The organism is Sunxiuqinia sp. sy24 (assembly GCF_052677165.1).
The window spans coordinates 107,011-133,042 of sequence record NZ_JBQYLH010000016.1 but is presented as its reverse complement, the minus strand read 5'-3'; the positions used below and the strand labels follow the sequence as shown (position 1 = coordinate 133,042).

The following is a 26,032-nucleotide window of genomic DNA, read 5'->3' as shown; positions in this document are numbered from 1 at the left end:
CACTTGGATAAACATCTTTTTTTCGCGATCAGGCGATGAAAAAAAAGTCAAAAACAATTGGAAAAAGGAGAATGGAAAGAGCAAAAACGGAAACCAATTTGATGAAAAGTGATTAAAGAGCTTAACATCAACAAACCATCAGCGTTTACTTCACTCCTTTGCCAATCCCGGAATCGGATTCACTCAGAAAAACAAAAACCAACACCACAACACTAACTTTAAGCCCTAACATTTAATACTCTTACAATCTATTTGCTAACAAAATGAGCAATATCATTCGATTTCAGATCTAACTTTTTAAACTTTCACCCGAATAATGCTGACATTTGACCAAGTCTAAAAGCAAAAAGATGATTACCTTTGCTTGCTTCATTTTAAACATAAAAGAATATGGCTAAAGATCAGAATACTGTTTTCTTTGGACACCCGATGGGGTTATCCTCTTTGTTTGCCACCGAGATGTGGGAACGATTTAGTTACTATGGCATGAGGGCATTGTTGGTATTGTTTCTAACAGCCACATTTGCCAACGGTGGTTTTGAATTGGCAGAACTGGATGCTTTTACCATTTATGGTATTTTCACAGGGCTGGTATATGTTACCCCAATTATTGGCGGAATGCTCGCCGATAAAGTTCTTGGACAACGCAAAACGATATACATCGGCGGCTTAACCATGGCATGTGGACAGTTTTTACTGGCTACCAGTGCAATGATTGACGGAGGCGATATGGCCTTGCGCCAAACAATTTTTTATGCCGGTCTTGGAATTCTTATTCTCGGAAATGGCTTTTTCAAACCCAACATCTCCACCATGGTTGGGGAATTGTACGATAACAATGACCCACGTAAAGACGGAGGGTTTACCATTTTTTACATGGGAATCAACTTGGGAGCCTTCATCGCTCCGCTGGTTGCCGGTAAGCTTGGCGAACAGATTGCCTGGGAATATGGATTTATGTCTGCGGGAGTTGGTATGCTGATCGGTACGCTTTGGTTTTTTATCCGGAGCCACACCCTGGGACACATTGGAATGCCGCCCAAAGTGAAGAGCGAACGAGTACGTTTAGCCATAAACGACTGGGTAAGCATCGTTCTTTATGTCGTTGGAATTGTCGCCTTAGTCTTTGGAATCATCCAGGGATGGAGCTCCATCTCATCATCTGCTCAAAGCTGGCTAGTCCGACTTATTGCTGTTGGTGGAACAGGCTATCTGTTGTTAAATATCTTTCGGGGAACGAATGGGAAAACAGAATGGAGCCGGGTTGCTGTTATTATGGTACTGGCTGTTTTCAATATCTTTTTCTGGAGCGGTTTCGAACAAGCCGGAACAACCTTCAATATTTTTGCCCGCGATAACACCCAGCGTATGATCGGTAATTGGGAAATTCCTGCGAGCTGGTTCCAGAGTGTCAACGCCATCTTTATCGTTGGTTTCGCTCCACTCTTCAGTATCCTGTGGGCCAAACTGGATAAGAAAAACCTCAACCCAAATACTCCGATGAAATTTGCATGGGGAATGATCATGCTAAGTCTCGGCTTTGTTGTGATGGCTATTGCTTACACCAAATCGACCACCGGAGGTGCAGTTACACTCATAAGCCCACTTTGGCTCGTATTTGTATTTATGCTGCACACCTTTGGCGAACTGTGTCTCTCCCCTATTGGCTTATCCATGGTTACCAAATTGTCGCCACCAAAATTGGTTTCAACCATGATGGGTGTTTGGATGGGCTCTTTTGCTGCCGGTAATTTTGTGGCTTCGCAAATGAAAGCGATCTCCATGAAACTGGAAGCTGCCATAGGACAGGAAGTGCAGGTTTTTTGGCTAATTGCCATTCAATCGGCTATTATTGCCCTTATGCTTGTGGTGCTTTCTCCTTGGTTGAAAAAAATGATGAAAGGCATTAAATAACGATACAACATTTTATACACGCATAAAACCCGGTTCATTTGAATCGGGTTTTCTTTTTTACATCAACAATAAATATCAATTCAAAAATCAAAGCTGCAAACTTTGGGGTTTTATCATTTTGCGTAACTTGGCCGCTACTTATTATTGTAATTCGAAATTTTATCAACAGAAATAGATTAAGTTATGGCGAAAAACAAACATCCGAAGGGACTTATGATCCTCTTTTTTACCGAAATGTGGGAACGCTTTGGTTATTACCTGATGCTCGGTATATTCACCTTATACATGATTGCCCCCGAAACGGCCAAATTTGCCGGACTGGGTATGAGCAACATGGAAGCAGCCGACATTTATGGCACCTATCTGGCACTGGTTTACCTCACTCCTTTTTTCGGGGGGTTGCTCGCTGACCGCTTTTTAGGCTACCGTCGCTCCATATACATCGGAGGCTTATTTATGGCGGCTGGTTATATTGGCCTGTCCATTCCAGACAGCATGTTGTCTTTTTACCTGTCGCTGCTGATGATCATTCTGGGAAATGGACTATTCAAGCCCAACGTTTCGGTACTGCTAGGGAAGCTTTATGAAAAGCCCGAGTACGAACATTTGAAAGACTCCGGCTACAATATTTTCTACATGGGAATCAACATTGGTGCCTTTGTTTGCAACTTCGTAGCCGCCTGGCTTCGTCTTTCCTATGGTTGGGGATGGGCATTTGCTGCTGCCGGAGTTGGCATGTTAATCGGAATTGTTTGGTTTGCCTTTGGCAACTGGCGCGTTCCAGAAATCAAAGAAGCTGACAAAATTTCACCGACCCGCCCAGGCGATTTATCGCTATCAAAAATATTTACCGTCTTGTTTTTACCAGCTTTTGCAGCAGCAGCTATCGGCTGGATCATTCCTGACAACATCTTTGGATCCGATTCCAACGATGCCTTCATTTTCTTCTGCCTGCCCGTACTATATTTCTTCTACAACACCTGGAGAACTGCTGACAAAAATGAGAAGGCTCCAATTGCAGCTTTGCTGTCCATTTTCGGTGTTGTCATCATCTTCTGGGCTGTCTTCCATCAAAATGGATCGGCCCTCACCTATTGGGCGCAAAACAACACTGACCGAGAACTCGGTCCTAAAATGGAGCAAGTCATCAATACCATTGCCAGCACCGAAGAAGTATCAACCGCTCCTCGCGAGCGGCAGATTGTTGGCCTGCATGGCGAAAACCTGGGAACAGAAGTTGGTCCAAGCTACTATTTTGACAACTACAACGAAGAACTTCCACAAGGAAACCTGGATGGCAAACCCGGCGACCTAACCGAAAAAGAATGGGACAAAGTGAAAGATGGCTCGACCGGAATGTTTGGAAAGCTGACCTTGTGGCCAACGGAGCTTCAAGCCTCTATCAACCCGTTTTTTGTAGTGATTCTAACGCCTTTAGTTGTGGCCTTTTTCACTTTTTTAGGACGTCGAAAAAAAGAACCTTCAACTCCTGGCAAGATTGCCTGGGGAATGTTGATCTCAGCGGTTTCATGGCTGGTAATGGTAGCCGCCGCGGTAATGTCAGGCAATGGCGCCGACAAAGCTTCGGTTGCCTGGCTGTTCGGTGTTTATGGTGTCATTACCGTTGGAGAGCTGTGTCTGAGCCCCATGGGACTATCGTTGGTGTCGAAGCTGGCGCCACGACGAATTGCCGCGCTAATGATGGGAGGCTGGTTTTTATCAACAGCCATTGGAAACAAACTCTCGGGCGTCCTCTCCGGCATGTGGGATTTATTCGAAAAGAAATCCAACTTCTTCCTGACCAATGCCATCCTAACCATGGGCGCATTTCTCATTATCCTGCTGCTGCTGCCTTGGCTTAAGCGAGTATACAACGAACATGTACACCATTAATAACTAATGCGCAAAATAAAACTCAATAAAAAGGATTCCAGATAAGGAATCCTTTTTATTTATTGCTGTTTTTCTTGCTGCATGCGGGCTTCCAAGAAACGCAGCTGCTGCTCCAGCATAGCTGTTTTCTTCATCTCAAAGCCAGCCTCTTTGGCCACTTGCAGCGGCCGCGAGTAAATGGCATCAATTTCCAAGGGCCTCTGATGGTCGAAATCCAGTTTCATACTGGGCGCGTAGGGTGTCATCTCAGCAGTTGTTGCGATCATTTTTGCAGCAAATTCTTCTTCCAACTGGAAGCCACAATGCCGAGCTGCATGTACAACTTCCAGCATCATTTCGTGCGCCAGCGTTCGAACTTCCGGATTTGCCATGAGCTGATCGGTAGAAGAATTCAACACAACAGTAAGCCCGTTAAACGGAATATTCCACACTAACTTCTGCCAACGCGAAAAAACCAGATCGGAAGAAAACGTCGCGGGAACGCCAGCCTGTTCAAAATCCTGACAAACCTGTTTGAGGACTTCCTCCCCTTCGGAAGAATGCATGCCAAGATTAAGCCGCCCAAGATCGAGATGCTGCACATGACCAGGCCCCACTTTTTGCGAACAAATAAAAGCCAATCCTCCAGCTACCTTCAATCCGGGAATAGCCTTGTCCAAGTCTTCTTCCAGCCCCAACCCATTCTGAATTAAAACGACTAAAGTCTGATCATGAACAATGGGCTTCAATAGCTCTGCCAGTATATGATTGTTGGTTGTTTTCAGACAAACCAGCACCACATCGCAGGCTGGCATTTCCTGAATAGTGGAATAGGCCGACACCGAATGAAGATGAAAATCGCCCTTGACGGAATCCACACGCAAGCCGTTATTAATAACCTGTTGATAATCGCTCCGAAGTAAAAAATGAACATCAGCGCCGGCATAAGCCAATTTGCCACCATAATACCCGCCCAAACCACCGGTTCCAATCACCGCATATTTAAATCTCATATTCTGTTTCTTTTTTTTCAATTCTGATAGACAAAAATAAGCTAAAAAAATCGGCTCAAGATCTCCGATCCGGGTGAGACCAGAGAATACCGCAAATAATAAAAAGGAGCCCTTTTGGACTCCTTTAAATCAATTCTTTTTCTTTTTTTGAGATCGTATTCTCAATCGTCAATAGGACGAAGGGTGTCCACGCCAATTGTTCCTTTCAAGTCCTCCAAATAAGCAGGAGATGAGACTTTAGCCAATCGTGCCTTCGCCGCTTTCAGGCGCTCAGGTAGCTCAAGACGAACAGAAGTTTCAGCAAAATTCTTGCGCTTAATCACCTCTTCAATGTAGGTTACATTATTTGCTTGCTGAGCAATATCACGTTTTTGCTTTTCAACCAGGCGCTCATTATACCAGGCACTGCTTAAAACAGCCTCGCGGGTAAACATGGCACGAATGTCCGGGTGACTCCGGTCTTTCCCCTTATATTGTCCATCAATCATGATGTGAATTAAGGCTTTTAGCGGAGGACAAAGCAAATCAATGGTTCCATCGCGCATGAATCCTTCAGCCACTCGTTTTTGTGTCACCGATAGGTTTTCGACTGAAGCGACAAACATATCCATATCCTGCGCCTCAGGTTTCAGCATATCATCGCTAAATACCGCCTCAGGCTTACTAAAGATACGCCCCATAAAATGAGTGACAAACCGCAGGTTAATCCGATATCCCAATAAACTGGCATCAACCATTTTCCCTTTATGCTTGAAATTTTCTACTTTCTCAAGGTAACCATGTTTGATCAAATATTCAGGATCGCGCTCTTCTACAGACATGCGACACCAAAGTTCAGGAACCAACAAGCTAACATCGTGATCCACCTTGTAATTTGGACCAACATAGCCCGCAGCCGAAGAATAGCCATGATATCCGGTCAGGATGTAAGACAAGAAAGCGTTGTTCAAATCGGCTGCTGGCAACAACGAGTTGAACGGTCCTTTGGTCAAGGCTCCCTCTGATCCAAAACCTGTTGTTGAAGGAGATTTCCCTGTGATGCTGCAAATAAAATCAATAAACAACTCGGGTAACTCCTGATAATGAATTGGGTTATAAACCGCTAAAGGCGGAACATTGATTTCCGGTTCGGCCGGATTATTTCTACGCCCTGGTAATACCGCATTCACCGGTAGGTAAACGGGCTTATCCAGCGGCACTTTTCTGAAAATCCGGGTAGTCATCTCGGCAATGTATTTTTCTACCGGATCAACCAGATCGGGACGAATCTGCAGGTAACGTGGGTTTTTAGACGCTACGCCATCCACCAAACGAGGTTCTGAAGGAACCACCAAGTATTCTGGCTTATCGCTTGCCAGAAAATTATTAATCAGATCCTTCACCGGCTGAGTGTATAACTCAAACCCAATAGCATCATCTTTAATTTCCTGAACCTGTTCGCGTGTTAGCGGCTCAAAATTTGATAAGAAGGTATTCGGGCTGGAAAGATCTTTTTCTCCTTGCTTGTCATAACCTTTGATAACACAGTCATCCGGCCGCTGAAACAAGCGAGACTCGCAGTTCTTCACAATCTTCACACTTCGATTGTCATATTCCGGATTCAGGTTTTCCAACTTTCCGGCATCCAAGGTTACTGATGCGGTAATATCATCTTCCATCTGCACTTTGCTCGATGGATTATAATCTTGCCTCAACAAGAAAAGTCGCCACGATTTATCGGTATCATGTCCTACACGCAGGTAGTTCGACAAAAGCTTGTTGTTTTGAAATTTCAGCTCATTACCAGGAACGCCATTGATCTTATCTACGGAGAAATATTTACGCCAATCTTTATCCCAATCTTCGCTGTAATTTCCTTTAATAACATAGACCAGAACTTTAATCCGCTGAGGAATAGAAGTCAGCCAGGCATTGTAATCATCGGTATATTCATCCGAAGGCGTCAGCAATTTAATAACAGAGCCCAATGAACGACGTCGACTTAAAATGTGGCGCGATTTATTGACAGAGTAATCGGCCGGAACTTTAAAACGTTTAGAATAATCTGTCGACATGATTTCTTCCACCATGTCTAAATCAGCATTCAGATCAGTCACGATAACCGAGCCCTGAATCATCGCATCCTTAATCGATTTCGAGATTTCTGATTTTCCACCACCCGAAACCGTACAAGGCTTATGACATAGGGTTCCTTCGGCCTGAGTTCCCACCAAATGCCATTTAGGACCATCAATACGCTTTTTCATTTCTACCCGATAACCATTCGGATAAATGTAATATTTATAAGGTAGCAGTTTAATGGTCTGCTTTTCTCCAGCCTTATCCCAACTAACTGTCTGCTTAAGCAAATCAAAGTTGGCATCTTCAGGGACATAGATCACCTGAGGATAATTTTTATCGATCGCATAACCTTCCTTCTTAAGCTCCAGGAGATCGGCAAACAGATAAATAAAAGAGGCAAAATCAAGTCCGTTGGAAGGAAGCCGCTCATCGAGGTAACATTTTTCACCCAGATTATAACTGCGGAAAGCAATGGCTCCGCCAGCGTGTTCTTCTTCAGCCAACCCATACAAGTTAGCTGAATAGCCGATCATTGTCTTTACTTCTTTCTTACAATAGCCATAGTAATTATCGGCAATCAAAGTAACAACCACACCGCGCTCGTCTCTTGCCGTAATTTTAAAGGCCGTTCCATCATTGTATTTTTCATTATCCTTTTTCCAGCACATGCCATCCCGACGCTGACGTTCGGTAGCATTATCGAAATGCGGAAGGCCCAGCTCCTTTTTGGTCATTTTGGTCAAATGTGGTGCAAGAATAACACAGCCGGAGTGTCCGGTCCAGGTATCTGGCGAAAGTGCTGCATCATTTTCCGGCAAAAACGGATCACCGGCATTGCCAAAAATAGATTCCACAAAATCGAGGTTGGACACCAGACTTCCGGGAGCCAGGAAATTAACTTCCATGGATTTTTCCGCCATCACTCCGGGAACCTCAGGCACAACAACCGGACGCAGCATAAGGCTTACAAACAAATTGGCAGGCTGTTCCTGCTTAGCCGTAAACGGAAGTTGCATACTTTCTTTTGGCGGATTCAGCGCTGCCTGCAACAACTTGCAAAAAGTAGCTTTAGGAACCGCCTTTTTGTCATCCGGAATGGGAAGTCCACCTTCAGCGATGTGGAAAACGCCCTTTGTGGTTCGCCGATCTTCTTTGGGATTATTTAAAACCCCCTGCGAAGTACGATACGATTTGATGATCTCTGTTTCATGATAGTCGGTATTCAACGGAAGCGAAACCATACGGGCCAAACCATAACGATCAAGAATGAATGGATGCCCTGGGAAAGTGATCGAATTATCGCCCGGGACATCACTCAGATAATCGTCCAGAAACTTCTGAATCCGTTCACCCATGGGCGAACTGTTATTATCCAGCAGTCGTGATTTGATGTTATAATTATTCAATAAAGGCATCGCCATTTCCAGTAAGTCGGACTTGGTGCCGCTCATTATTGTTGGATAACCGTCAGCTGCCAGCTTCAGGTTAATATATTGAATCTTTTTCTTGTCCGATACCATAGGCTCATTTTTATCAAAGCCTACTATTCCAAAGGTTCTGTTTACAGTCATGATATCTAATTTTTAGTGTTGATTTTTTGAAGAACGTTTTTCCTTTTCAAAATCTCCAATTTGAACCATTTTTTGGTTCCTGGTTTTATAAAAGTAGTACGTGCCTCACTGACATAAGTTCATCGCAATTGACACATCAAAGCGTTGTAGAACAGTCTCAAAAATAAGCAGAAAAAGAATACCCGACCGGCCATGGATGCCCAATTGATTTAAGTTTAACGCAAACATCACATCCTAAAAAAAGGAGCATCACCTGCTCCTTTTCAACAAATAGTTTTACACTTATCGTTTTACATCGACCAGTGCCCCTTCAATAATCTGATCTACCACATCTTCATCCAATAAAGTAGAAATATCGCCCAAATTAGAGGCATCACCTTCAGCCACTTTTCGAAGGATACGACGCATAATTTTGCCGCTTCGGGTTTTGGGTAGTCCCGGAACCAACTGCACCAGATCGGGGCGGGCTATGGGTCCAATAATTTTAGTAACTCCTTGCATAATACTTCTTCGAATCCCTTCTTCTCCGCCAGTCGATAATTCACCACAAACCACAAAGGCATAAATTCCCTGCCCCTTAATGGCATGCGGATAACCAACGACAGCCGATTCGTTAACCAAGGGGTGTTCGTTAATTGCGTTTTCAATTTCAGCCGTCCCAAGCCGATGACCCGATACATTAATCACATCGTCAACCCGACCCAAAATCCGATAATACCCATCCTCGTCGCGCTTGACACCATCGCCGGTAAAATACATTTTATTGTAGGCTGAAAAATATGTTTCCCGAAACCGTTCATGGTCTCCCCAAATGGTTCGAGCCATTCCCGGCCATGGGAATTTAATACACAAATTACCCTCAACCGAATTACCAACCAATTCCTTCCCTTCATTGTTGACAATGACAGGCTGAATCCCGGGTAAGGGCAAGGTCGCAAATGAGGGTTTGGTTGGGGTAATGCCGGCCAGCGGCGAAATCATAATCCCACCTGTTTCAGTCTGCCACCAGGTATCAACAATCGGACACTGATTCATCCCCACATGATCGTGATACCAATGCCAGGCTTCTTCATTGATTGGCTCACCAACGGTTCCCAACACTTTCAGCGAAGCCAACTTTTTGCCCTCCAGAAACTCATTGCCCTTGGCCAGCAAAGCCCGAATGGCTGTTGGGGCCGTATAAAACTGGTTGACTTGGTATTTGCTGACAATATCCCAAAAGCGCCCCGCATCGGGCCAGGTTGGAACCCCTTCAAACATAAGCGTTTTGGCTCCCGTCAACAAAGGGCCATAAACAATGTAGGAGTGTCCGGTAATCCATCCAATATCCGCAGTACAGAAATACACATCCCCGGCGTGGTACTGAAAAACATTGCTAAAAGTATAGGCCGAATACACCATGTAACCGCCAACAGTATGTACGATTCCCTTAGGCTTACCCGTAGAACCGGAAGTATAAAGAATAAACAAGGGATCTTCTGAATCCATTTCCTCGGCCGGACAAACATCTGACTGACCATCAACCGCTTTATGCCACCAAATATCGCGACCAACAACCATGTCAATCGGCGAATTAGTTCGCTTTAGCACCACCACTGTTTCGATGGTAGCACAAGATTCCAGTGCTTCATCGGCAATTTGCTTTAGGGGCGTAATCTTATCGCCGCGGAAACCGCCATCAGCTGTTAAAAGTACCTTAGCCGAAGCATCGTTTATTCGCTCTTGCAGCGCATTGGCTGAAAAGCCGGCAAAAACCACAGAGTGAATAGCTCCTATGCGGGCACAAGCCAATAAGGCAATGGCCAACTCCGGAACCATCGGCATGTAAATCGCCACGCGGTCGCCTTTGCCAACGCCTAAACGCCGCAAAGTATTGGCAAATTTATTGACTTCGGAAAAGAGTTCAGCATAAGTTAAAATTCGTGATTCATCCTGGGGGTTGTTAGGCTCCCAAATAATGGCTTCCTGATCACCATGTGTGTATAGATTACGTTCGAAGATGTTTTCGGTGATATTCAACTTTCCATTAACGTACCAATTAATACTGGGCTCGTCAAAGTTCCAGTCAATCACTTTATCCCAACGCTTCCTCCAGAAAAAACTCTCGCCTTGCTGGGCCCAGAAAGCCTGAGGATTAGCAATGCTTTTCTGATACTCGTGAATATAGCCTCCCAGGCTATGAATCTTGTTTATCATTTTATTCGTTTTTTAGGTTGTTTTCTTGAAAATTAGATAATACTAATTTAAACTGAATAAAAATAAGATGCAAGACCATGGCATTTTATTAGCCAATGCTACAAAAGATTAACAAGCAACCATTCAAGCCTATTACTCTACAAATCACGCGTGCACAGATGTGAGCTTGCAGCCAAAACTTCGGATCTGCTCACTCGCTTCACATTTAGCTGTTATTTTTTCATCCTGATTCAAGCGAAGTTCGATATTCGTTCTTCAACCTTAAAACTATCTAGTTAACTAGGTGTTATTTTAAGTGTCTGAAAATATCTTTTCTTTCGAATCGGCCACTTTGCCTATTCATAACCGAAGCCCTAAAAATGACACTTATGTCCTTATTATCCAACCATACTGCAATTGAGTACCCCCTTTAAATAATCAAATTATGCCTTCATTAAAAGCCATATCAATCATTGATTTCCCACACAAGACCGAACAGCAAAAAGTTAAGCAAGGTGCTAAAAAACTATTTGCACCTTCTTTCCCTCAAGTGGAACGAATGATGAGCGCATTTGACAATACAGAAATCGAAACACGTAATTTCTGTAAACCATTGGATTACTATACCGCGACGCACTCATTTCAGGAACAGAACAACGATTATATTGAAGTAACACTTCAATATGCGATCGAAGCCATAGAAAAATGCCTAGCCTCGAGCGATACCAGCAAGGATGAAATCACCGATATTATATTTGTCTCGACCACAGGATTGGCCACTCCAAGCATGGATGCTCTGATCTTGAACAAAATGAAACTGAATCAGAATATCAACCGCACTCCTATTTTTGGATTGGGTTGTGCCGGAGGAGTAGCCGGTTTTGCCAAGGCAAATATTCTGGCAACAGCCAACCCCAAGGCCGCTGTTTTGCTGGTTGCTGCAGAACTGTGCTCATTAACCTTCCTGAAAAATGACTTCAGTAAGAGCAATTTTATTGGCTCGAGTCTATTCTCCGACGGGGTAGCGGCTTGCCTGATCACCGGAAATGAAAAACTTCAAGAAGGAAAGAACTCAATTGAGTTTATTGACTCTCAAAGCAAGCTGTATTACGATTCTCTTGATGTTATGGGGTGGGACTTCACCGATGACGGTTTTAAAGTTTTGTTTTCGCGCAATATCCCCGACATCATTTCGGCCAATATCCGGCAGGACATCATCTCCTTTCTGCAAAAACACCAATTATCGCTGGACGATATTCAAAACTTCATTTTTCATCCCGGAGGCACTAAAGTACTCACTGCTTATGAAGAGGCTTTACAAGTCGAAGGCGATTTCCTGAAAAACACACGGCAGGTAATGAAAGACAATGGCAATATGTCGAGCGCTACGGTTTTATATGTTCTGGAGCGATTTGTTTCGACTGGTTTTGATGATGGTTATGGTCTGATGATTTCAATGGGCCCAGGCTTTTCAAGTGAAATGGTTTTATTGCAAATGAAAAATAATTAAGATGGTTTTTGCCAGCTTCATATCCTTTGTTATCCTTTTGCGAATTGCCGAATTGATTCTTTCAAAAAGAAACGAAAAATGGTTACTGCAAAATGGAGCTGTAGAGCATGGGAAAAAGCATTATCCCCTGATCGTTTTTATCCATGCGCTTTTCTTCCTATCGATATTTATAGAATATATTCTCCGCGCCCCCACCTCTTACTCTTTGATTCTAATCATTTCTTATTTTTTGCTCGTCGCATTAAAAGCCTGGATCGTGCTATCGCTAGGAAAATTTTGGAATACCAAAATATACCGGATCCCAAACTTTCCACTGGTAACAAAAGGACCGTATACTTATTGCAAACATCCAAACTACCTGATTGTAATCGCAGAGATTGCCATAATTCCCCTGAGCTTTCAGTTATATTATACCGCTATCTTGTTCAGTATTCTAAATGCTTTGATGCTTATTGTTAGAATCAGAGCTGAAAACAAAGCTTTGGAGACTTGAAATTGACTCAGAAAACCGGGGATGCCAGCTCAAAAATGGAAATAGAAGACCTGAGCGTGCTATCAATATCGACAAAAACGAAGTTCATATGAATTCAAATTTGGATAATTCAAAATAACTTAGCAAATTCGTAGACTGATTAGTCTATTCAATATGAATGAAAAAAGAGCACAAATCTTAGCAACAGCGTTAAAATTATTTGTAACCAATGGTTTTCATGCCACTCCTACGTCTAAAATAGCCAAAGAAGCCGGCGTGGCTACAGGAACCTTGTTTCACCACTTCAAAACAAAAGAAGAACTGATCAACACCCTTTATCTGGAAACGAAGGGAGAAATGACCCAATCACTTTCGACTAAAGTGGAGGAACAGGAAACCATCAAGGGAAAACTCCGGCAGATTTTTTTCAATGCCATTCACTGGGCTGTAAACCACACGAATCATCAGCTATTCTATAGCCAATTCAGTAATTCTGCCTTCATATCCAACTTGACGCGAAAGCTTGGACATCAACGCTTTCAATTCATATACGATATTCTAAAACAAGGGCAGGAAAAGGAGATCCTGAAACCGATATCCATTGATTTGATGTTTGAGGCCATCGATGGAACATTGAATGGAATTACAAAATACCTGATCGAACATCCTGAAAAAATCACAGATGAGCAATGCTTGGAGAGTGCCTTCGCCTTGTACTGGGACACTTTAAAAGGCTAAAAACAACAGACTGATCAGTCTAGTAAATAAAAAAAATAAATAGACAATGACCACAATTGATAGAAACAAACCCATACTGGTAACCGGCGGAACAGGTTACCTGGCCTCCTGGATCGTCAAGCAGCTACTTGACCAAGGCTTTCACGTAAACACCACTATTCGGAATAAATCGAACCAACAGAAATACCAGCATTTGCTTAACATCGAGAAGGAAAGTAAGGGAACGCTGTCCATCTATGAAGCAGATCTGCTGCTGGATCATTCCTTTCAGGAAGCAATGAACGGATGCGAACTGGTGATTCACACCGCCTCGCCGTTCAAAATATCAGGTATCAAAAATGCCGATAAAGAACTAGTTCAACCGGCCTTACAAGGCACACGAAATGTCTTATTTTCAGCCAACGACACCAACTCCGTCAAACGAGTGGTGCTCACCTCTAGCATTGTCGCCATGATAGGCGATGCCTGCGATGTGAAAGAATTGAACAATGGGGTATTCAATGAAAAAAGCTGGAATACAACCAGCTCAGTCAGCCATCAGCCTTATCCATATTCAAAAACAATGGCCGAAAAAGAAGCCTGGAAAATTGCAGAAAAACAAAATCGATGGGATTTGGTCGTGATTAACCCCGGCTTTATTCTGGGTCCTTCGTTAAGTCAACGTTCGGATTCGACCAGCATCGAACTGATGATTCAGCTATTTTCAGGCAAATTCAAGACGGGCGCGCCGGCCGGCGATCATGCCATTGTCGATGTGCGAGATGTTGCCCATGCTCATATCTTGGCCGGACTAATAGCGACAGCAAACGGGCGTCACCTGGCAGCAGCTCATCAAAAAGATTTTCTGTCCATTTCAAATGTCATCAGAAAACAGTATCCCAACTACCCCGTTCCCCAAAAGTATGTTCCCAAGTGGCTATTCCAATTAATTGCTCCGTTCATGGGGGTTTCGCGAAAATATGTGAAGTGCAATGTGGGATACGATTTTGTTTTTGACAACTCTTACATCAAGAAAGATCTGAAGATGAGCTTCATCTCTTTTGAAAAAACGATCACGGACCATTTCACCCAGCTAGTTGAAGACGGACTAATTCCAGATTTACGATCATGACGAAACTAACAGCCAATGTAATTGGAGCAACCGGCCTGGTTGGATCTCATCTGGTCAAGCAGCTACTGCAAGACGATCGCTTTGAGCAGGTTCAACTATTCACCCGAAGGACTACCGGCCTGTCGCATCCCAAACTGAGCGAACAGCTGGTTGATTTTGATCAGATCGAAAATTGGTCCAACTTGATTCAAGGCGATGTCCTTTTTTCAACCTTAGGAACCACGCTGAAAAAAGCTGGTAGCAAGGAAAAACAATTTCTGATTGATTACACCTATCAATACCAAGTGGCTGAAGCTGCAGCAAAAAATAAAGTTTCAACCTACGTTTTAGTTTCATCAGCCGGAGCAAATGCCAGTTCAAAACTCTTTTACAGTCAGATGAAAGGAAAGCTGGATGAAGCGGTCAATCAATTGAGTTTTAAAAAGGTTGTCATCCTTCGTCCATCCATCCTTGATGGTGAGCGACCGGAACAAAGAACCACTGAACAAATCGGGCTCGAATTTACGCGCTGGCTTACGCGATTTGCATTCAAGAAATACCGCCCCATTCATGGAAAAACAGTTGCTCAGGCCATGATCAAGGCCGTTTTCATCAACCATCCAAACTCCAGTCATTTGGTTTATGAACTGGGTGAATTATTCGATTTAGCAAACAGCTCCTCAACAAAACAGCAAAAATGATCCTGATGTTTGAGATCAAGCCACGCCAATCTTATGCTTGGATAATTATCTAGCTCATCAAATAGAAAACATCGACTTTCGAGGGAAAAGGCAGATAAGACAGATCTGACGCAGACGATCCGCTAGAGATTGAGAATGTAGCCTATCGAAAAGCGGAAGAATGAATTATCAGGATAGTCCAGCCCTTCATCCATAGTTCGTGGTAAATTGTAAATCCAGGCTGCTTCAAAATCAAAACTTTTGCACTTAATAGTCAAAGGTAACTGCAATTGCACGTTCATCAGACCAAAAGCATCTTTATAATCGGTGGTGTACTCCATATTGGTAACCGGATCGATAATTACTTCGTTGAGCTGGAATTCAACTAATTCAGAACCAAAATAGAACGACACCTCAGGTTCCAGCCTGATTTTGTCGTACATGCCCAAGCGAATCAAGTTCAGGTAACTAAACAAATCCCACGACAGGGTAGTTGCCACTTCCTGTCCCAACAGAAAATATGCATCGAACCGTGTTCCGAAGTTCTTACTTTTTAAGGTAATTCCAGCGTCAACACCGCTATTATACAGAGGGGCAAAATCCGGATCATCATTGTTGAATAGAAAATAATCGAAGGAAAAACGGTACCGAAAAAACTTCATTTTCTTTAAACTTTTACTATAGCCGCCCGTCAGCACCGTTGTTCGGTATCCAGGCTCCAGCTGACTATACCACGCGCCGGCAATTCCGGCATAAAACCCGATGGAATGCAGATAAAACAACTGTCCACTAAGGCTGTACTGCTGATCTCCGATTTCGCGACCGGCAAAAAAAGTTCGTGAATCGAAATTGTTCCTCCAATACAAAAACTGGAATTTTTTCTTCAAGCCAAATAGATAACTCAGGTTGTCATCATCAAAAATAACCTCATTCAATATGGAGTCGAGTCGTGCCTCCCTCAACTTCTCCGTAATATCCGTTTGTTGAGCTTTCAGCCCCGGACTGACCAAGAGGAACAAAACCACTCCGATGGCAAAAATTCGATTCATGAGATGCTATTTTAGGGTATAATTTTTCGATCATAACTGGTTAAAAAGGGCCCGCAACAACCAAAGTTGTCGACGGGTCTTTTTATGCTCAAATTGCTAGTTACCCCCATTACCATTTCCTTCTTTGGCACGTTCTTGGGCCTGTTGTCGAGCTTGTTCTTCGGCCTGCTGTTGAACTTGCTGCCGAGCCTGTTCCTGAGATTGTTGTTGTACTTGTTCGTTCATTTGGGCTTGCGTTCCCTGACGCATCTGGTTACGCACGCGTTGTTGAACGCCATCACCCAAACCTTCAGAATTGTCCTGTTGTTGTAAGCGTTTCCGCATCTGCTGCATTTGTGCTTCACCCATGTTGGCTTTCATTTGTGCTCGTTGCTCCAGTCGAAGCTCGTTGTGTGCTTCAAACATTTCTTTTTGTTCTTCGGAAAATGAAGCATGCAGCGCTTCGCGTTTTTCTTCACGCGTCATTTCCTGATTCTCCAGAATAGCGAGCTGTTCTTCAGTAAATGTAGCCCGAAAAGCATCGCGAAATGCCTTTCCATTGGCGCGAGCCTGATTCAGAATGGCTTGCTGTTCTCCGGTAAGTTTCAATGCCTGATCATGTTGACGAAGGCGATCCTGATCCTTAATTCGGTCTTGGTCTTGGTCTTGGTCTTGGTCTTGGTCTTGGTCTTGGTCGCCATCCTGATCCTGGTGAATACGATCGCGAATCTGGTCGCCATTCCCCTGCGCCCATAAGGTAGTGGTTGTCATTCCTACCAGTAGGACTAATGCTGCAAGTGTTCTAAAAATTGTTTTCATAGCGTGTGTTTTTAATAATTTCTTTGATTGTCTTACACTTGCAAACCGTATAAGATTTGTTTTACCCTACCCGATGATACATTTTTTTTATGAAAATATGTTCTTTTATCAATCTTTGATTTTGGGACGAAACAATCTTCCTCATAGCATCAAAAAAAAAGACAACAAACAACTCACATTTAAAAAGATAGATTAAGAAAAACCGTTGGAGTGAAAGGAATTGCTTCGGCATGCAGGTTCAACGAAACATCTTGCTCTTCGGGCAAAACAATAAAGTTAGCGTATTTCAAATTAGAATGATTGAGCACGTTCAGAATCGAAATCCCGGCCTCCAGTTTAACCCTTGGCATATCCCATCGATAGGCCGCGGCCATATCCAGACGATGATAATCTCGCTCATACTCTCCATCGACCATCAATCGCTGGTCAGGAAAACCGGATCCAAAAACATAGCTTGAAGAAAGATGAATGGGATTAAAATTCAGAAGAATGGCTCCTTTTAGCTCATGTCGCTGATCGTGTAAAGCCCGCTGAAAAGCATCAGCAGCAAAATAATCAAATTTTTCAAGAGTCTCGCTCAAGGTGTAGCTAACCCAGGCTTCATGCCCTTTGTACTCTTGTTTCAGAAAAAAATCAATCCCTCTATTTTTACTTTCACCTTCATACAAGTTTTGCTCCGAGAACTGCCCGACATAACGCGTTAATCCTTCTGTTTTTTTTACAAAGCCTTCCACACTCAAGGTAAAACTATTTCGATGATAAGTTAGTCCCGCCACCCCATGAGTAGCTTCCAAAACCGAAATAGCCTGATCATCTGAAACAGACCACAAATAATGGTAATTACCCACCTCATCGACCAACGAACTGCGGGTGATAAACTGATTATGACGGCCAACCGCCAAGTTCATTTTGAGCCCTTTTGTCAATTCGATACTCGACGAAACCCGCGGTTGCCAATACCATTTTCCAAGATTCACTGAATAATTACTTCGCAAGCCCAACTTAAATTCGAGTCGGGAACTTACCGAAATCGCATCCTGAACGAAAAAATTAAGCCGGGAAGCTTCAACCTGCTGATCGACCAAATTGATCTGAAAAGAATCCTCCTGAAATTGAATCGGATTAACCACCCATCCGGCGCCCATCTCCAACTGATGTTTTTCAGCCAGTGCACGTTGATGTGTGAGCTGAACCGTTACCTCAGCCACCTCATTCATCAGTAACTGATCCTCATTCAACACATTATCGAAACCACCTTGTCTCTGGCCTTGCCCCTGACCTCCTTGCCCGGATTGCTGCCGACCAATCATTCGCATATTCCGAATTTCCTTGTCCAGGCTAGAGTAAGCAGCCGACAACTTCGTTCGGCTGCCATTACTCCATTTTTTCTGAAAAAATCCGGAAACAGCATATTGATTGTTGTACTCATGGTCTTCATAGGCAAACTGCGACTGCTCGCTCTCCACATCCAACAAATAGGAAAAACGGTCTTCACCCAACAAAGCACTAATACCATAGGAATCGCCGTGCTTATTCGTTCCCGAATACTTCAGGTTCAAATCGCGAAAGTTGTAATCGGGATAAATCAATCGCTCAGTGGTATTGGGCGAATTTCCGGAGCGGCCACTGCGAAAAGACAGCTGCTTGCTATCATACAGTTCGTAGTAAGTTTGCCGGAAAGCTACCGTGAGTGCCGCCTGTTGAGCCACCGGAAGGCTGAACAGGCCATTCAGCGTCATGTTGTTAATCCTTACCCTGAGATGCGGATCATGCACATCGCCATCCAGCCCGGTAATATTGACCAAGCCGCCAACCCGTCCGCCCTGGTCGGCTCCATAAGCGCCTTTCAACACCTGAATATCTTTTGCCATCAAAGGGTTGACCGCACTAATGTTGTCATTGAAGTTTTTCATACCAAACAAGGTAAAGCCATCAAACAAGACCTGACTTTGCCCTTCGTAACTCCCCCAAATTACCAGGTCGTTGGATTGTTCGCCTGCTGCTAGTATTCCTGGTTGCAAGCGCAACAAATTAAACACTGAGTTATCTCCATTCCCAGGCAGGTACTGCGCAATTTGATGATTCAGACGTAAAACTCCGGGCCTATTACCAACCTGCAACGTCCGGACAACTTTCAGCTCTTTAACCTCAATTTCAGGGATTTCAAAGTTAGATGGCTCGAGCAAAAACCGATGATTAGTTCCGGCAGTAACCAGCGTATCCAATAAAAAATACCCCAGGTACGATGCCTGTAAGTGAAATTGATTATCCGGTCCAACAAATGAAAAGTTCCCCTTTTGATCGCTAACCAGGCCTGTACCATCAATTACAACATGGGTATAGGGCAAGGATTCGGAGCTGAATTTATCAGCAAATCGACCACTCAAGCTATAGTTCTTCTGGATGGGAGCCACATGAAATTCATAAAACAAATAAACAGCTCCTGCTTTTTTATAAGCTGCGGGAAGGTTCTGCAACAAAAAATCGAATGCTTTTTCAGGAGATGAAAACTTCTGTGAAACGCTCACCTTAAAATCAGAAAAATAGCGATCATCCAAGGAATATTGCAGTTTGTACCGCTCGCAAATATCAATAAGAATGCTACTCAGACTTTGTTCCTGATAAACCAATTCAACGTCCTGCGTAAAAGCCAGCAAAGTTGAAAAGAGTAGGCCAAGCAATAGAATGTACTTTTTCAAATTGACTTATTCATTTCGGCTAATCCGGTACTCGTTTGGATTGACCTTTTCAAATTTTAGGTTATAAATGGTACAAATCATTTCCAAAATAGCTTCTGCATTCAGTTCAGACCGCACCATATGCCCCGAGATACTTGCATCATAGGTGCCATGATTCAGCAAATCTTTGCCTTGAATATGCACACCATACTGCCGTTCCACCTCTTCCAAAACTTCCTTCAACGGTTTACCCCTGAAATTAAATTCATCGTTGATCCAGGCTGCTTCGGATTTAAAATTAATCTGCCGCTGTATCTCAAATCCATTGCCCGCTTTCAACTCTGCTTTTTCATTCGCTGTCAGAATCACTACCGATCCATCTGCCTGCCCAACAACTTTAACTTTTCCGGTTTGGCAGGCTACCCGGTACGATTGGTCACGCGCAAAAATATTAAAACTTGTTCCTAAAACGATCGTACTCGCCTTTTCAGATTTGACACTAAAACGACTGCCTTTTTCTACTTCGAAAAAAGCTTCGCCACTAAAACTAAGTTCGCGTGAAAAACGCCACCAATAAGGATGATAACTCACTTCTGAAACCGCACTCAGATGCACAGCCGAACCATCTGGCAAATCGACCACCAGCTGCTGCCCGGGATTGCTTATCACGTCAAGTGTGTAAAAGCGCATTAGTCCGACTAAGCCAACAACCAATAGAATAGATGCGGCCATAGCTAAGCGAAAAGCCGGCCGGCTATACAAACGAATCGGCTTAACCTGAGGAACAGTCTCTAACTGCGTCTCCATGGCAGCCCATACGTCCGTTTTCGACCTGGAGTAAGGAATCTCAAGCCGATTATTCAGCCGGTCCAGATCTGCCAGGACTTCGTCTGCTCGATTGGTATTATTATTCCAGGTTTTCATTTTACATTGAATTTCGATTTCAAATCATCAAGGGCATGTTTCATTCGTTTTTCAACGGCCTTTACACTAATATTTAAGCGATCTGCAATTTCATGATACTTCAAGCCATCCATCCGGTTCATTAAAAAAACCACCCGCTGCTTTTCCGATAAGCCCGCCAGGGCCCTTTCATACTTCTGCTGCAACTCTTTATACTGCAATTCCTCTTCCGGCGAAACCTCCTGTATCTTAAATGTCAGAGAGTTTTTGTAATTCAGCTCCAGCTTTTGCCTGCGATACAGAGATACAAATTCATCACTTGCCATTTTATAGAGCAAACCAACAGTAGCCTTTGGATGGTAATCCGGCTGTTTCTCCCAAAGACGCAGAAACACATCCTGAGCTAAATCTGTTGCCAAATCAGCATCGCCCGACCGGTAATAGATGTAATTACGGATGGCATCAAAATACTGGTCAAACAACTTTTTAAATTCTTGCTTCGTCAACGTCCAATAATCTATGTTTCAAAACTTGTCCTTATGGCTAACTTAATCTTTCGCCCGTAAAAGTTAAGCAATATTCGCTGCTTTTCATTCCTTAACCGTTTAAAATGCATCTTACCCTACCTTGCTTTCGAAATATATTTTTGTAATTTCAAACGCCAAATCAATCGGATTATGAAAAAAGCTACTTTTCTCCTTTACAGCCTTACTCTTCTTTTTGCCTGCCAGGGTATGAACAAGGAAAAAGCGATGGCTTCGCCCCCTGAGCAACAGCATGGTGTGCCATGCGAACGAGCCGACAGTCTGAAATTCGCGTCGGTAGCAAATCATTTTTCCACGGTTAAAAACCTGCCCATGCCGCAATTAGTCGCTGCTGTTGGAAAACAATTCCTGGGTGTCCCCTATGTGGCACAAACCCTCGAACACGGAGAAGATGAGCCCTTGACCGTTGAACTGGAAGGACTGGACTGCACCACGTTTGCAGAAACAGCACTAGCTCTGGCACGGACGCTTAAAAGCCCGAAGCCTGACTTTGCCCAATTTACTCGTCAGCTTGAAAACATCCGATATCGCGGGGGAAAACGCGAAGGCTATACTTCGCGACTACACTATTTCAGCGACTGGATTTATGACAACGAACAAAAAGGTTTGATTAGTCAACCGACCAAAACCTTTGGGCAACCACTGGATTTGAATATTGATTTCATGTCAACACATCCAAATAGTTATCCGGTATTAAAAGCAAATTCAGATTTGGTCCAAACACTTGCCCTGCAGGAAAAAGAAATCTCCGGACGCAGCTACTATTTTGTTCCCAAAGATGAAGTGAAAGCAAAAGAAAACAGATTGCAGGAAGGTGATCTCGTGGGCTTAGCTACCAGTATCTCTGGACTTGATGTTACCCATGTTGGCATTGTGGTGATAGTGAATGGACGCCGCCATTTGATGCACGCCTCAACAGTTGCCATGCAGGTGGTTATTTCTGAAGTTCCCCTGGCAGATTTCCTTCAAGCAAAAAAAAGCTATACCGGCATTCTCGTTGCACGACCGATTAACTAACTTGAACTGGATTATTTTAGCTTCAAGAATTTTGATTCGACTTTTTCACTGTCCATTGTTTTTATTGATAATCATTTACCGTTAACAACACAAAATGACCATCAATAACAACAGAGTGACTTTTAGTAATTTTTCAGACACCAACGAAAAATACTAATCTTTTCTTTCCATCTGCTCTTTCAACCAAGCCGGGCGATTCGTGGTAATAGCCATAATCCCCAAGTCAACCAATCGTTTGGCTTCATCCGGATCATCCACCGTCCAGCACAACACTTCCAAGTCAAGCTGATCAGCTAGTACCACCACGTCCTGATCCACTATTTTGTAATGCAGATTCACACCATCCAGGCCCAAGTTGGCTGCTTCCTCCATCCGTTCAGGCAATCCTTCTTTTTTTGAACTCAGCCAATAGCACGCGTTGGATGGGAATTCAGCCTTCGTTGCCAAAATGGTTTCCCAGCCAAAAGCAATGAATACTGCTTGATCAATTTTTCCGCTGGCTTCCACCGTTTTCTTCAATGCTGGCAGCACTTCGACGCCACACTTAATTTCGACCACCAGTTTTTTGCCCTCGGGAACCGTTTCCAGAACTTCAGCCAGCAAAGGAATTTTTTCGCCCTTAAATTGGTCCCCTTTCCACTGACCTACATCAAGCGTGCGCAGGTCCTCAGCCGTAGTTTCTGCAATCAGTAAATCCTGACCTCCCGTGCGCTTAGTCGTTTTATCATGACATACGACCACCTGGCCATCTTTCGACAGGTAAATATCAATTTCTACCGCATCGGCATTCAGCTTCCAGCCCAACTTAGCCGAAGCTAATGTATTTTCGGGAGCCAGAAAGGATGCGCCCCGATGAGCTACAATTTGAGTTTGAGAAAAAGCCGGAGAAACCGCCAGCCAAAGTAAGAAGGAATAGCTTAGTTTTTTTATTTTCATCACTTGAATTTTAAAAGAATACAACACATCATTTATGATTGTCCTAAGTTGTCGATTTCTGCTGAAACTATCCTCAGAGACTTCTTGAAAAAATCTTAAATTTGCACGATTTGAAACCAAAAAGCAATGAGAAAATTTCTCAACAACCTTATTGTCCTCTTTCTAAAAGCATTTTCGCACTTACCATTTCGCCTATTATATCTGATAAGTGATTTCGCCTTTGTTCTGCTGTTCCACATTGTTCGGTACCGAAAAAAAGTAGTGTACACCAATCTCCGGAACTCATTCCCTGAAAAGACGGAAGCAGAGATTGATCGCATTGCACGAGCCTATTACCGCCACTTGTGCGATGTTTCTATGGAATCGATCAAATTATACAGCATGAGCGAGAACGAACTGAACAAACACCTCAAGGTAACTGGCGTCGAAAAAATGGAAGCCTATTTCAAACAGCAAAAGAGCATTATTGTATTAGCCATGCACTATAATAACTGGGAATGGGGCGCTTCAGTCCAGCGTTTTTCCAGCCATCAAATTGTTATGGTATATAATCCGGTACGCAACAATATGGAAATGGAACGTTTCATTTTAAGCATTCGCGAACGTTTTGGCGGAATTTCTGTTCCCGTTCATAAATCGGCCCGAATGGCTATCCAATTTGACCAAACTGATCGTCCGGGACTTTTATGGCTTGGCGCCGATCAAACCCCCTTTCAATCCTCCAAATTCTGGACAACCTTTTTGAACCAGGAAACCCCTTTCTTTAGTGGACCTGAAAAGATAGCTCACAAAACCAACCAGCCAGTATTTTTTCACCACACAAGAAAAGTGGCTCGCGGAAAATATGAAGTAATACTAACTGAATTAGTTGCACAACCACGTGAAGAAAAACCAGAAACTATTTTACTTACTTACATTAATAAAATGGAAGAGATTATTCGCGAACAACCCGAATATTGGTTATGGTCTCACCGCCGTTGGAAACATAAACGCCCGGCTAACATTGCCCTGATCGACCGACACACTAAAACCTGCTAATGAAGCAAACCTATTATAAAATAAACACCACAGGTGAGGAATGATTCTTTACGAATTGCAAATAATCGACTATGCGAATTCCAAATCCTATAGAGAATACTGAAAAGCACCATTACCAATTCGTAAATTGTAATCATGATCTTATAAAATTAAACTTGTGAAAAAAACACTCAACAAAATCCTGATCGCCTTATTGGTCGCCTTGTCGTTTTTGCCCTTTTCGGTTCTATTCGGCATATCCGATTTTATTTACTTCCTGCTTTTTCATGTAACAGGATACCGTAAAAAAGTTGTTTACTCCAACCTTCGAAATGCGTTTCCGGAGAAAAGTGAAAAAGAAATCGATGACATAGCCCGCAAGTTCTACCGCCACTTATCTGATTTAGGGGTAGAAGCCATTAAATTGCAAAGTATTTCGGAGAAAGAACTTGACAAGCGCATAACAGTAAGCGGAATTGAAAAAACAGAAGAATATTTCAGGCAACAGAAAAGTATTATTTTACTGGGAATGCACTTCAACAACTGGGAATGGAGCGCCAGCCTCCAACGTCTATCCAAGCACCAATTGATTATGGTATACAACCCGGTGCGGAACAACAAGGAGATGGAACGTTATATTCTCAACATGCGTGAACGCTTTGGTGCCATTTCCGTTCCTGTACACAAATCGGCCCGAACAGCGATGCAGTTTGATCAAACCGAGCGACCAGGATGCATTTGGCTGGGTGCTGACCAAACACCTGCTCCAACGACTAAATTCTGGACTCAATTTCTGAACCAGGAAACACCTTTTTTTAGTGGCCCCGAAAAAATTGCGAGCAAAACCAACCAGCCGGTATTTCTTCATTATGTCCGCAAGCTGAGCCGTGGAAAGTATGAAGTCAATTTCATCGAACTATTTCCCGAACCGGCTAAGGAAAAACCAGATGATATTTTGTTGACCTACATTGACCGAATGGAAGAAATAATACAGGAAACACCTGAATTTTGGCTGTGGTCGCACCGCCGCTGGAAACACAAGCGCCCCGAAGGAATTGAAATGATTAAACGCTTGCCTAACAATTAAAGATGAGAAAACTGAGTAATTATACTGGCTTTACACTGCTAACCCTTTCGTCACTCCTACCCTTTTGGGTACTCTATGCCATCTCCGATATCTTTTACTTTCTGGTGTTTTACATCATTAAATACCGGAAGATGGTAGTTTTTGAGAATCTGACCAATTCATTCCCCGAAAAATCGGACGAAGAAATAGATCTCTTAGCCCGGAAGTATTTCAATCACTTAGGCGATATGCTGATCGAATCATTCAAGCTAAAAACCGTGTCAGCTAAAACACTCAAAAAGCGGCTGGTGGTAACTAATCCGGAGTTGGTAAACCGCTACTTCGAAGAAGGGAAAAGTGTACTGGTACTAACCATGCATTACAACAACTGGGAATGGAACGCCATTCTTCCAAATTACCTGAGGCACAAATGCCTGATGGTTTACAACCCGGCGCGAAATCCCACCTGGGACTCCTTTATAAACCGGATGCGTCAACGATTTGGAGTCGAACTGGTATCAACAAAGAAAATTCTACGCACCCTGCTAAGCTACGAAAAGCAACACGTTCAAAGCCTTACCTGGCTCTGTGCCGACCAGTGCCCTCAAGCCAACACCCGATTTTGGACCCGTTTTCTGAATCAGGATGCCGGCTTTTTCCCTGGCCCCGAAGTGCTGGCCCATCACACCAACAGTCCGGTACTTTTTCAGCATATGGAAAAAACAAAACGCGGCTACTACCAAAGCCATTTCGAAGTACTGGCTGAAAATCCAGCCTCACTCCAGCCAGATGAATTACTGCACCGCTATGTTCAAAAGCTTGAAGAGGTCATACAGGCACGCCCTGAATTTTACTTGTGGTCGCACAGGCGGTGGAAACATCAACGCCCGGCCATATCGAAACAATAGAACAGCCCGAATAACGTTT

The 26,032-nt window shown here is 43.4% G+C and carries 20 protein-coding genes; 11 read left to right on the top strand and 9 right to left on the bottom strand.

Annotation, left to right across the window (positions count from 1 at the left end; translation table 11 throughout):
- Positions 1-390: 390 nt before the first annotated feature.
- Complete coding sequence (locus ACUNWA_RS14445; protein ID WP_445592635.1) at positions 391-1,914, top strand: peptide MFS transporter; 1,524 nt, start codon at positions 391-393, stop codon at positions 1,912-1,914.
- Between the two features lie 183 nt (positions 1,915-2,097).
- Positions 2,098-3,807: a peptide MFS transporter gene (locus tag ACUNWA_RS14440; protein WP_445592634.1), complete on the top strand. Its 1,710-nt coding sequence runs from the start codon at positions 2,098-2,100 to the stop codon at positions 3,805-3,807.
- Between the two features lie 59 nt (positions 3,808-3,866).
- Here ACUNWA_RS14440 and ACUNWA_RS14435 read toward each other — a convergent pair whose 3' ends face one another.
- The 3 genes from ACUNWA_RS14435 to acs form a co-directional block, all read right to left on the bottom strand.
- The gene (locus ACUNWA_RS14435; protein ID WP_445592633.1) at positions 3,867-4,799 is read right to left on the bottom strand and encodes a putative 2-dehydropantoate 2-reductase; all 933 of its coding nucleotides are present in this window, start codon (positions 4,797-4,799) and stop codon (positions 3,867-3,869) included.
- 161 nt (positions 4,800-4,960) lie between these two features.
- Positions 4,961-8,431 carry a hypothetical protein gene (locus ACUNWA_RS14430; RefSeq protein ID WP_445592632.1) on the bottom strand — a complete coding sequence of 1,157 codons (3,471 nt, stop codon included), beginning with the start codon at positions 8,429-8,431 and terminating at the stop codon, positions 4,961-4,963.
- Positions 8,432-8,713: 282 nt separating this feature from the next.
- On the bottom strand, positions 8,714-10,627 hold the full coding sequence (acs, locus tag ACUNWA_RS14425; protein ID WP_445592631.1) for an acetate--CoA ligase: 1,914 nt from the start codon (positions 10,625-10,627) through the stop codon (positions 8,714-8,716).
- A 424-nt stretch (positions 10,628-11,051) separates the two neighbouring features.
- Between acs and ACUNWA_RS14420 the strand changes: the two genes are divergently transcribed.
- The 5 genes from ACUNWA_RS14420 to ACUNWA_RS14400 all read left to right on the top strand — a co-directional run bounded on the left by ACUNWA_RS14420 (position 11,052) and on the right by ACUNWA_RS14400 (position 15,117).
- Positions 11,052-12,116 (top strand): type III polyketide synthase, encoded by a 1,065-nt coding sequence (locus ACUNWA_RS14420; RefSeq protein ID WP_445592630.1) that lies wholly within the window; start codon positions 11,052-11,054, stop codon positions 12,114-12,116.
- 1 nt (position 12,117) lies between these two features.
- Positions 12,118-12,609 carry an isoprenylcysteine carboxyl methyltransferase family protein gene (locus tag ACUNWA_RS14415; protein WP_445592629.1) on the top strand — a complete coding sequence of 164 codons (492 nt, stop codon included), beginning with the start codon at positions 12,118-12,120 and terminating at the stop codon, positions 12,607-12,609.
- A 153-nt stretch (positions 12,610-12,762) separates the two neighbouring features.
- Positions 12,763-13,326, top strand: coding sequence for a TetR/AcrR family transcriptional regulator (locus ACUNWA_RS14410; RefSeq protein ID WP_445592628.1), 564 nt, complete (start codon positions 12,763-12,765; stop codon positions 13,324-13,326).
- 46 nt (positions 13,327-13,372) lie between these two features.
- Positions 13,373-14,437, top strand: coding sequence for an NAD-dependent epimerase/dehydratase family protein (locus ACUNWA_RS14405; protein WP_445592627.1), 1,065 nt, complete (start codon positions 13,373-13,375; stop codon positions 14,435-14,437).
- A complete protein-coding gene (locus ACUNWA_RS14400; RefSeq protein WP_445592626.1) occupies positions 14,434-15,117 on the top strand; it encodes an NAD(P)H-binding protein in 684 nt (227 codons plus the stop codon). The genes ACUNWA_RS14405 and ACUNWA_RS14400 overlap by 4 nt, the downstream gene beginning before the upstream one ends.
- Before the next feature lie 122 nt (positions 15,118-15,239).
- On the opposite strand, the gene ACUNWA_RS14395 is transcribed toward ACUNWA_RS14400, so the two are convergent.
- From ACUNWA_RS14395 to ACUNWA_RS14375, 5 genes are all read right to left on the bottom strand, one after another.
- The gene (locus tag ACUNWA_RS14395) at positions 15,240-16,145 is read right to left on the bottom strand and encodes a hypothetical protein (protein WP_445592625.1); all 906 of its coding nucleotides are present in this window, start codon (positions 16,143-16,145) and stop codon (positions 15,240-15,242) included.
- 96 nt (positions 16,146-16,241) lie between these two features.
- A complete protein-coding gene (locus ACUNWA_RS14390; protein WP_445592624.1) occupies positions 16,242-16,943 on the bottom strand; it encodes a hypothetical protein in 702 nt (233 codons plus the stop codon).
- A gap of 179 nt (positions 16,944-17,122) precedes the next feature.
- Positions 17,123-19,642 (bottom strand): TonB-dependent receptor, encoded by a 2,520-nt coding sequence (locus ACUNWA_RS14385; RefSeq protein ID WP_445592623.1) that lies wholly within the window; start codon positions 19,640-19,642, stop codon positions 17,123-17,125.
- Between the two features lie 6 nt (positions 19,643-19,648).
- Positions 19,649-20,545, bottom strand: a complete 897-nt coding sequence (locus ACUNWA_RS14380) for a FecR family protein (protein ID WP_445592622.1) — start codon at positions 20,543-20,545, stop codon at positions 19,649-19,651.
- Positions 20,542-21,030: an RNA polymerase sigma factor gene (locus tag ACUNWA_RS14375; RefSeq protein ID WP_445592621.1), complete on the bottom strand. Its 489-nt coding sequence runs from the start codon at positions 21,028-21,030 to the stop codon at positions 20,542-20,544. Before ACUNWA_RS14375 ends, ACUNWA_RS14380 begins: the two co-directional genes overlap by 4 nt.
- 171 nt (positions 21,031-21,201) lie before the next feature.
- Here ACUNWA_RS14375 and ACUNWA_RS14370 point away from each other — a divergent pair, with 171 nt between their 5' ends.
- The gene (locus ACUNWA_RS14370) at positions 21,202-22,086 is read left to right on the top strand and encodes an N-acetylmuramoyl-L-alanine amidase-like domain-containing protein (protein WP_445592620.1); all 885 of its coding nucleotides are present in this window, start codon (positions 21,202-21,204) and stop codon (positions 22,084-22,086) included.
- A gap of 153 nt (positions 22,087-22,239) precedes the next feature.
- Here ACUNWA_RS14370 and ACUNWA_RS14365 read toward each other — a convergent pair whose 3' ends face one another.
- The gene (locus ACUNWA_RS14365; protein ID WP_445592619.1) at positions 22,240-23,022 is read right to left on the bottom strand and encodes a glycerophosphodiester phosphodiesterase; all 783 of its coding nucleotides are present in this window, start codon (positions 23,020-23,022) and stop codon (positions 22,240-22,242) included.
- Positions 23,023-23,148: 126 nt separating this feature from the next.
- On the opposite strand from ACUNWA_RS14365, the gene ACUNWA_RS14360 reads away from it, so the two are divergent.
- The 3 genes from ACUNWA_RS14360 to ACUNWA_RS14350 all read left to right on the top strand — a co-directional run bounded on the left by ACUNWA_RS14360 (position 23,149) and on the right by ACUNWA_RS14350 (position 26,013).
- Positions 23,149-24,060: a lysophospholipid acyltransferase family protein gene (locus tag ACUNWA_RS14360; protein WP_445592618.1), complete on the top strand. Its 912-nt coding sequence runs from the start codon at positions 23,149-23,151 to the stop codon at positions 24,058-24,060.
- Positions 24,061-24,217: 157 nt separating this feature from the next.
- Positions 24,218-25,126 (top strand): lysophospholipid acyltransferase family protein, encoded by a 909-nt coding sequence (locus ACUNWA_RS14355; protein WP_445592617.1) that lies wholly within the window; start codon positions 24,218-24,220, stop codon positions 25,124-25,126.
- Positions 25,127-25,128: 2 nt separating this feature from the next.
- Complete coding sequence (locus tag ACUNWA_RS14350) at positions 25,129-26,013, top strand: lysophospholipid acyltransferase family protein (protein ID WP_445592616.1); 885 nt, start codon at positions 25,129-25,131, stop codon at positions 26,011-26,013.
- Positions 26,014-26,032 lie beyond the last annotated feature (19 nt).